The sequence below is a fragment of the Microbulbifer mangrovi genome (assembly GCF_002009015.1).
GTDB classification, from domain to species: Bacteria; Pseudomonadota; Gammaproteobacteria; order Pseudomonadales; family Cellvibrionaceae; genus Microbulbifer; species Microbulbifer mangrovi.
Genome location: NZ_LZDE01000198.1, coordinates 1 through 7,512 on the forward strand (window position 1 = coordinate 1; position 7,512 = coordinate 7,512).

At 58.8% G+C, this 7,512-nt stretch carries 8 protein-coding genes; 4 read left to right on the top strand and 4 right to left on the bottom strand.

The window, feature by feature from the left end; all coding sequences use genetic code 11:
- Window positions 1-99: 99 nt before the first annotated feature.
- Window positions 100-1,230: a succinyl-diaminopimelate desuccinylase gene (gene dapE / locus B4U49_RS02045; protein WP_078082919.1), complete on the top strand. Its 1,131-nt coding sequence runs from the start codon at window positions 100-102 to the stop codon at window positions 1,228-1,230.
- 76 nt (window positions 1,231-1,306) lie between these two features.
- Here dapE and B4U49_RS02050 read toward each other — a convergent pair whose 3' ends face one another.
- The 3 genes from B4U49_RS02050 to B4U49_RS02060 all read right to left on the bottom strand — a co-directional run bounded on the left by B4U49_RS02050 (window position 1,307) and on the right by B4U49_RS02060 (window position 3,072).
- Window positions 1,307-1,684, bottom strand: a complete 378-nt coding sequence (locus tag B4U49_RS02050; protein ID WP_239692433.1) for a hypothetical protein — start codon at window positions 1,682-1,684, stop codon at window positions 1,307-1,309.
- Window positions 1,685-1,690: 6 nt separating this feature from the next.
- Window positions 1,691-2,242, bottom strand: coding sequence for a flavodoxin (locus B4U49_RS02055; protein WP_078082922.1), 552 nt, complete (start codon window positions 2,240-2,242; stop codon window positions 1,691-1,693).
- Between the two features lie 335 nt (window positions 2,243-2,577).
- Window positions 2,578-3,072 carry a Spy/CpxP family protein refolding chaperone gene (locus B4U49_RS02060; protein ID WP_158078530.1) on the bottom strand — a complete coding sequence of 165 codons (495 nt, stop codon included), beginning with the start codon at window positions 3,070-3,072 and terminating at the stop codon, window positions 2,578-2,580.
- Between the two features lie 243 nt (window positions 3,073-3,315).
- On the opposite strand from B4U49_RS02060, the gene B4U49_RS02065 reads away from it, so the two are divergent.
- From B4U49_RS02065 to B4U49_RS02075, 3 genes are all read left to right on the top strand, one after another.
- Window positions 3,316-4,020, top strand: a complete 705-nt coding sequence (locus B4U49_RS02065) for a response regulator transcription factor (protein ID WP_078082924.1) — start codon at window positions 3,316-3,318, stop codon at window positions 4,018-4,020.
- Window positions 4,021-4,025: 5 nt separating this feature from the next.
- Window positions 4,026-5,399, top strand: coding sequence for an ATP-binding protein (locus B4U49_RS02070; RefSeq protein ID WP_078082925.1), 1,374 nt, complete (start codon window positions 4,026-4,028; stop codon window positions 5,397-5,399).
- A 207-nt stretch (window positions 5,400-5,606) separates the two neighbouring features.
- Window positions 5,607-6,305, top strand: a complete 699-nt coding sequence (locus tag B4U49_RS02075) for an SRPBCC family protein (RefSeq protein WP_078082926.1) — start codon at window positions 5,607-5,609, stop codon at window positions 6,303-6,305.
- Window positions 6,306-6,394: 89 nt separating this feature from the next.
- Here B4U49_RS02075 and rluB read toward each other — a convergent pair whose 3' ends face one another.
- Entirely contained in the window at window positions 6,395-7,357 is a 963-nt protein-coding gene (rluB, locus tag B4U49_RS02080; protein WP_078082927.1) for a 23S rRNA pseudouridine(2605) synthase RluB, read from the bottom strand.
- Window positions 7,358-7,512 lie beyond the last annotated feature (155 nt).

Below are 7,512 nucleotides of genomic sequence, written 5' to 3' on the forward strand. Positions count from 1 at the left end.
GGGGCGCCTAGCTCGTGTCTCGCGAGAAGCCACCGCCAGCCAGACCGCCACATAACAGGACTAGTGCTCCCAAAACCAGGGAGCCGGTAAAAAACTCCCATGACTCCAACTGTAAAACTTACCTGCGACCTGATCAGCAAAAAATCCGTAACCCCAGAAGACGCTGGGTGTATGGAACTAATGCTAGAACGCCTGGAAAAAATCGGCTTCAAAACCGAGCACCTGCGCTTCGGTGATACCGATAATTTCTGGTCCGTACGCGGCGAAGAAGGCCCTCTGTTCGCCTTTGCCGGCCACACCGACGTCGTGCCCACCGGTCCCGAAGAAAACTGGCAGTACCCGCCATTTGAGCCACAAGTTGTCGACGGTATGCTCTACGGCCGCGGTGCCGCAGATATGAAAGGCTCTCTCGCCGCCATGGTCGTGGCCTGCGAAGAATTTGTCGCTGCCCACCCCGACCACAAGGGCCGCATCGCTCTGCTAATCACCAGCGATGAAGAAGGTCCGGCAAAACACGGCACTGTAAAAGTGGTCGAATGGCTGGAAGAACGGGGAGAGAAAATCGACTGGTGTCTGGTGGGCGAACCATCGAGCACTACCCTCGCTGGCGACGTCATCAAGAACGGCCGCCGCGGCTCACTGGGGCTGGAGCTTACCGTATTCGGTATTCAGGGCCATGTTGCCTATCCCCACCTGGCAGAAAACCCCGTGCACAAACTGGCTCCGGCATTGGCCGAACTGGCCGCCGAGGAATGGGACCAGGGCAATGATTTCTTCCCTGCGACCAGCTTCCAGGTCTCCAACATAAACGGCGGTACCGGAGCTACCAATGTGATCCCCGGTGATGTGAAAGTCGCGTGTAACTGGCGCTTTTCTACCGAGACCACAGCGGAACAGCTGGAGAGCCGCGCCCGAGCAATTTTCGATAAACACGGCCTGAAGTACGAAGCCAACTTCAACCTGTCCGGCCAGCCCTTTCTTACCGCCGAAGGACCTCTAGTGGAGTCCGCGCAGGTTGCCATCCGCAAGGTCACCGGCCGCGAAACAGAGCTGTCCACTGCGGGTGGCACTTCCGATGGCCGCTTTATCGCGCCAACTGGCGCGCAAGTGGTAGAGCTGGGGCCTGTCAACGCCACTATTCACAAGGTCGACGAGTGCGTGAAAGCGGACGATCTGGATCTGGTTAAGGATATGTACCGGGAAATTCTCGCGGGTCTATTAGCATGCTGAACTGCAAATAGAGTGTGCTCCAGGTAAGTGAAAAAACGCGGCTTATGTGCCGCGTTTTTTATTCAACCAGCCTTTGTCAGTGCAGCCTACCGTGACGGGCAACGGGCACCTGGGGCTCAGGTTCATCGAAACCATGTGCCATCACAAAGTAATAGAGCACCTGCTCCTGACCATCGGCCTCCGCCATCAGGTCGAAAATAACGTCGTCTTTCTCTCCGCGCGACATACGCACCGTGCTGACCAGATCTGGCTCGATAAACACTTCCCCGATCATACGCTTGCCGCGCACGAGCTGGACCAGCAGCGTGTTGGCGTTTTCCTGGGTGAATCGCCAGTGAAAATCATCGTCGTCATACAGGATGGAATCCGGCGTACCGGCGCGTAGGATACAGTTGCAGTGATCGGCCAGCCAGGGCCAGAAATCCTGCAGTGTCAAAGATTCTGCGTGCGGCATATGCATTCAATCCTCAAGCCGGGCAACGCTTTCCGCCCCGCCTTCCAGACCAAATTCCTCGGCGACCTGCTCGCACCAGTCGTTGAGGCGCGCGCAGGTCAGCTCCTCCTGCTGGTCCTCATCAATGGCCAGACCGACAAAAATATTCTGTCCCGCAACCTCCGCTTTGGAGGCTTCAAACTCGTAGCCCGCAGTCGGCCAGTGACCGATGATGGCCGCCCCATTGGCGACAATCACGTCGTGCAGCATACCCATGGCGTCGAGGAAGTAATCGCCGTAGCCAAACTGATCACCGAGACCGAACAGTGCCACGGTTTTACCTGAGAAGTCGATTTCCTGTACATCTTCCCAGAAATCTTCCCAATCGGACTGGATCTGGCCGAAATCCCAGGTGGGGATTCCGAATATCAGCTGCTCGTAGTCCCCGATCTCGACCTGGGTAACATCGGCGATATCGTGGATATCCACACGCTCTTCCCCCAACCGCGCGACGATGCGCTGGGCGATACTTTCGGTGTTGCCTTCATCACTACCGTAAAACAGGCCGATCTTGCTCACTGTCTCTCCTCAAATACCAGATACTGCCCCACCCTACACTACCCAGCCTCCGCACTGACGGCGGAATGACAAGTAGATTGCCGGGACTCCAACGGACCGGGTGGGGCGGGCATTCTCCCAACAAAGGGCAGGTACGGCAAGGAGCAGAGCGACATCGCGACCGCGCTGGAACGGCCTGCACACAGACCAACTTGGAAATAAAAAAAGCCCCCGGATATGGCGGGGGCATCAGAGGATGGTCTGCCGACGGTTGGGGTGGGAGCCGGCAGCCCGAGGTGACTGACTGATTCGGGGGAAACGCGCGGGCCCATCAAATGGTGACCCACGAGCCGCTTTTAGCCTTCGTCTTTCTGCCAGCGCTGCATGCGCTTCTCGTGACGCTCCATGCGCTCGGCCTTCATCTCCGCCAGCTTGGCTTTCTGTTCATCGGTGAGGATAGATTCAAATTGGACCTGCTTCTCGTGCATACGCTGCATTTTCTGCACTTCCAGTTGGCCCAGCTTCGCTCCCAGGCTGTCCAGAGTCGCCTGATCGGCGCCGGACTCAATCGCCTCGCGCAATTGCTTGTGCAGTGCGTGCCTTTCCTCGCGCTGTGCCTTGCGCGCGTCTTTACCCGCCTCACGGTTGGCCTTGAGTTGCGCCTTCTGACCTTCGGTCAGATCGAGCTTTTCTGCCAGGTGCTCAAACATGCGCTCCTTGTGGTGACCGCCATGGTGTCCCTTGTGCCCGCGATGCCCCTGATCTTCGTCCGGGAACGCCAGAACCATTCCAGAGGTGGTCAGTGCGCTGCCCAGTACCAGGCTACCTGCAAGTGCTTTCCATTTATTCATCGATTCATCCTCAAGTGATGCTGGTTGGTGATACCGGTTGGCGAAAACCGTTTGCTGGTGATTCGCGAGTCGGTAGGTGCATACTAGGCTCAGCCAATGTAAACAGGGGATAACTGCGGTAAACATTTGTTAAGAACGGTAAAACACGCAAAACCTTCCCGCATTGACGGTCAGCGCTGGGCATATAATCCCCCCATACACAATTGATTGAACAATAGCGATTAACCGGGACATTCGAGATTCATGAGCCATATCCTGCTGGTCGACGACGACACTGAACTGACGGAACTGCTGGAAGAATTTCTGGTGGGCGAGGGATTTGCAGTCACTGTCGCCAACGACGGTGGTCGCGGCCTGGAGCTGGCCCGCAGCCACCCCTTCGACGCACTGGTACTGGATGTAATGCTGCCGGTACACAACGGTTTCGACGTTCTGCGTAAACTGCGCGAGGACGCAAGCAATCCGGGACATTCGCTGCCTGTGGTGATGCTGACGGCCAAGGGCGACACCGTGGATCGCATTGTAGGCCTCGAAATGGGCGCCGACGACTACCTCCCCAAACCCTGCAACCCGCGGGAGCTAGCCGCCCGCCTGCGCGCCATACTGCGTCGCGGACGCTCGGAAGTGGAGTCCAGCGACGACAACCTCACCAGTGGCCATCTGCGCCTGCTGCCCCGGGAACACCAGTGCTTCTGGGCAGAACAGAGCGTCAACCTGACCGGCGCCGAATTCTCGGTGCTCAGGGTACTGGTGGAAAACGCCGGCGAGGTCGTCAGTAAAGAAGTCCTCACGGAAAAGGCGCTTGGCCGCAAACTGATGCCCTACGACCGCTCCATCGATGTCCATGTAAGCAACATCCGCAAAAAGCTGGCCGAACAGGGGGCCAGTCGCGAGCTGATCATCAATATCCGCGGTGCCGGATACATGCTCACCGACAGCCAGGGGTAAAAACCATGAGCAGTCTATTCGGGCGGATGTTTTTCGGCGCCTGGCTCACCGCGGTGATCATGGTACTGGCCGCGGTCTACATCACCCATATCCGCGAGTTCGGCGACCCGGCCCAGAAAGATCGCTGGGAAGGCCCCGAGCTGTTCCGTGAAATCACCCACAACCTGCGCATGACCCGCCGACATGGCACCGACCATTTTCGCCACTGGCTGGAACGGCAACCTGCCGACGTCCAGAAGCGGATCTTTGCCATCGACCGCGACGGCAATGAGATACTCGCGCGTACCGTACCCCAATCCATGGCACCACTACTTGCCGCGCTCAGCTATCGCAATCGCGAGGCCCGGGGCCTGGTGGACAAAAAACCCAGTGTGGCATTTTTCGTCCCGCGGCGCGGTGGCGAGAGCCTGAGCGTGGTATTCATCGCCGGCAAAAGCAAGGAGGAGCTTCTACTCCGCTTCGTGCTGCGCAGCTTCTGGCCGATTCTGGTACTCGCCACCCTCGCGTCCGGCCTCGCCTGTTACTGGCTCGCGCGCTACCTGAGCAAGCCACTGGACAATTTGCGCACCGCCGCCCGGCGCGTCGCCGCAGGCGATCTCAGCTACCGGGTAACCCCAACCCTGCGCGGGCACAGCCGCGAGCTGGGGGAGCTGGCGGCCGACTTTGACTCCATGACCGCCCAGGTTCAGGAATCCATGGCCGAGCAGCGACGCCTGATCAAGGACGTCTCGCATGAACTGCGCTCCCCCCTGGCCCGCCTGCAGGTGGCTCTGGGCATCGCCCGCCAGAAAAATGTGCAGGCGCTGGATCCGGAGCTGGACAAAATCGGCAAGGCCGCCGACTACCTCGAGGATATCATCGCCGATATCTTGTCGCTGCCGGTCAGCGGCAACGATGAACGGCCCCTGGATGATGTTGTAGAAATCAACAGCCTGCTGGCGGCGCTCCGCGACGACCTGAAGGACGAGGCAGCGAGCAAACAGGTGCGCTTCGATATCCGCAGCGACGAAAGCGAGCTACTGGTAGCCACTCGCGGAAGCTCGCTTACCGCCGCACTGGAGAACATCCTGCGCAACGCCATCAAGTACAGCCCCGCTGGCAGTCAGGTGACAGTGGACATCCGGCACAGCGGTGACCAGTGCCAGATCCAGGTGACGGATTCCGGCAACGGCGTCCCGGAATCAGAACTCCAGGCCATTTTCCGCCCCTTCTACCGCACCGATGAGGCCCGTAGTCGGGAGAGCGGCGGCTTTGGCCTCGGGCTTGCCATCGCGCAGCGCACGGTGGCGCAGCACAATGGCAGCATAGAAGCGTTCAACGTCGCGGGCGCGGGGCTTGCCATCCGCATCAAGTTGCCCTGCGTGGATGCCAACTTCTAAACAACCACCTGAGCAAGAGCGCCAGAGAAAACCCGCAGAACAAAATTCTCTGCCACCGGCTAACTGGCGAACCTCTACGCCAGCCAGTACACTTTCAAGCCAACAGCTGTACCAAAAGCACCCCCGCCTCCGCGGGGTGCGTTAACGACAACTACCCGCAAATGCTGCCTCCAGACGGACTTGCGGGAAACCGATCGGGGATAGCGCATGCGCTGGATACTCTACATTCTGATTTTTCTTGCCCTGCTGGTGCTCGCAGGTTTTCTGTTCCCACGCGTGGCGACCACCGAGCGCAGTGTTTATATCGCCGAGCCACCGGCAGTGGTCTTTCCCTACCTGAACAACTTTCGCAACTTCAACAAATGGTCGCCCTGGTATCAGATTGATCCGGAAACCGAGTACACCTACGAGGGGTTCCCGGAAGGCAATGGCGCCGTCATGAAGTGGACCAGCGAAAACCCCAACGTGGGTACCGGCTCCCAGACCATTACCGCCAGCGAGCCCTACTCGCGAATCGCCACCGATCTGGATTTCGGCCCACAAGGCAAAGCCAAGGCCGAGTTCAGACTGCAGCCGCAGGGCAGCGGCACCAATGTAACCTGGACGTTTGCATCGGAGATGGGTGGCAGTCCCATCGCCCGCTGGATGGGGTTACTGGTTTCGAGAATGGTTGGAAAATCCTACGAGGATGGCCTGCAGAAACTTAAAACCTTGGTGGAATCCGAGAGCGCAGGACAGGACACAAGCGACGCACCCTCGGTAACTCCTACCCCCACCGAGCCCGGTGCCCTGGAGCCCGAAAACGTTGACCCCGGTATGGAAAACCAGATTATCGAAGGTGACGATATCGAAGAGCCGGATACCGATGGCGACGCGCTGGAGGAGTTTGAGGAAGAGCAGCCATGAGCTGCAATGGATAACCCCTACAGCACAAAAAAGGCAGCCATTGGCTGCCTTTTTCATTGCTAGCCGGGGTCAAGCAGACCCGGCGCGCCCTACCCTCGACGGGAGGGCTTAGAGCCGCCTTTTTTCGGCGCCGATCTGCCACGAGAATCTTTGCCACGGACGTCTTTGCCTCTGGCCTCCGGTGCCGACGCGCTCTTTACTGGCGTTTTTCCACCAGCGGATGCCGTCGACTTGCGCAGCTTGCGGCGCTGGCGTTGCAGAGTCTCTTTTTCCGCTTGGGTCAGCGGTCGCTGGCCCAGCTTCGGCAATCCAGCGGTAATGCACAGATCGTCGATTTCCTTGGGCTCCATCTCGATCCACTGGCCAACACGCACGTGGGAGGGAATAAACACACTGCCGTATCGTACGCGCTTGAGTCGGCTGACCCGAACGCCCTGCGATTCCCACAGGCGACGTACCTCGCGGTTGCGGCCTTCCATCACCACACAGTAGAACCAGCGGTTGGTGCCTTCGCCGCCGCTCTCCACAATATCGGTAAATCGTGCCTGTCCGTCATCCAGCAATACACCGCTGGTCAGGCGTTTTTTCATTTCGTCATCCACCTGCCCCTGGATACGTACCAGGTACTCGCGGTCGATTACCGAAGAAGGATGCATCAGTTTGTTGGCCAGCTCGCCGCTGTTGGTAAACAACAGCAGGCCGCTGGTATTGAAATCCAGGCGTCCCACGGAAATCCAGCGGCCGCTTTTCAGGCGCGGCAACCGGTCGTATACGGTGGGGCGACCTTCCGGATCGTGGCGCGAACAGATTTCCCCGATGGGCTTGTTGTACAGGATCACTCGCAAGCGGTTGTCTTCACCGCCAGACAGGCGTTTACCGTCAAATTCGATCTGGTCGTCTTCGGTTACCCGCTCGCCCAGGCCGGCCACTTCGCCGTTGACCGTGACACGGCCCGCTTCGATGGCGCGCTCCATTTCCCGGCGTGAACCCATACCCGCACGGGCCAGTACTTTTTGCAGTTTTTCGCCCGCTGGCGCTGCGTCATTACTCATGAATTGAGGTGTTCCGGGGATTTGTTTTCGTCTTCATTGGTTGTTTCCTCCTGGGGCTCTTCCCGAGCTGCCGGTGATTCTTCTGGGCTGTCGGCAGATTCCGACAGCTCCTCGTCCGAAGCGATTTGTACGTCTTCCGCTTCTTCCGCTTCTTC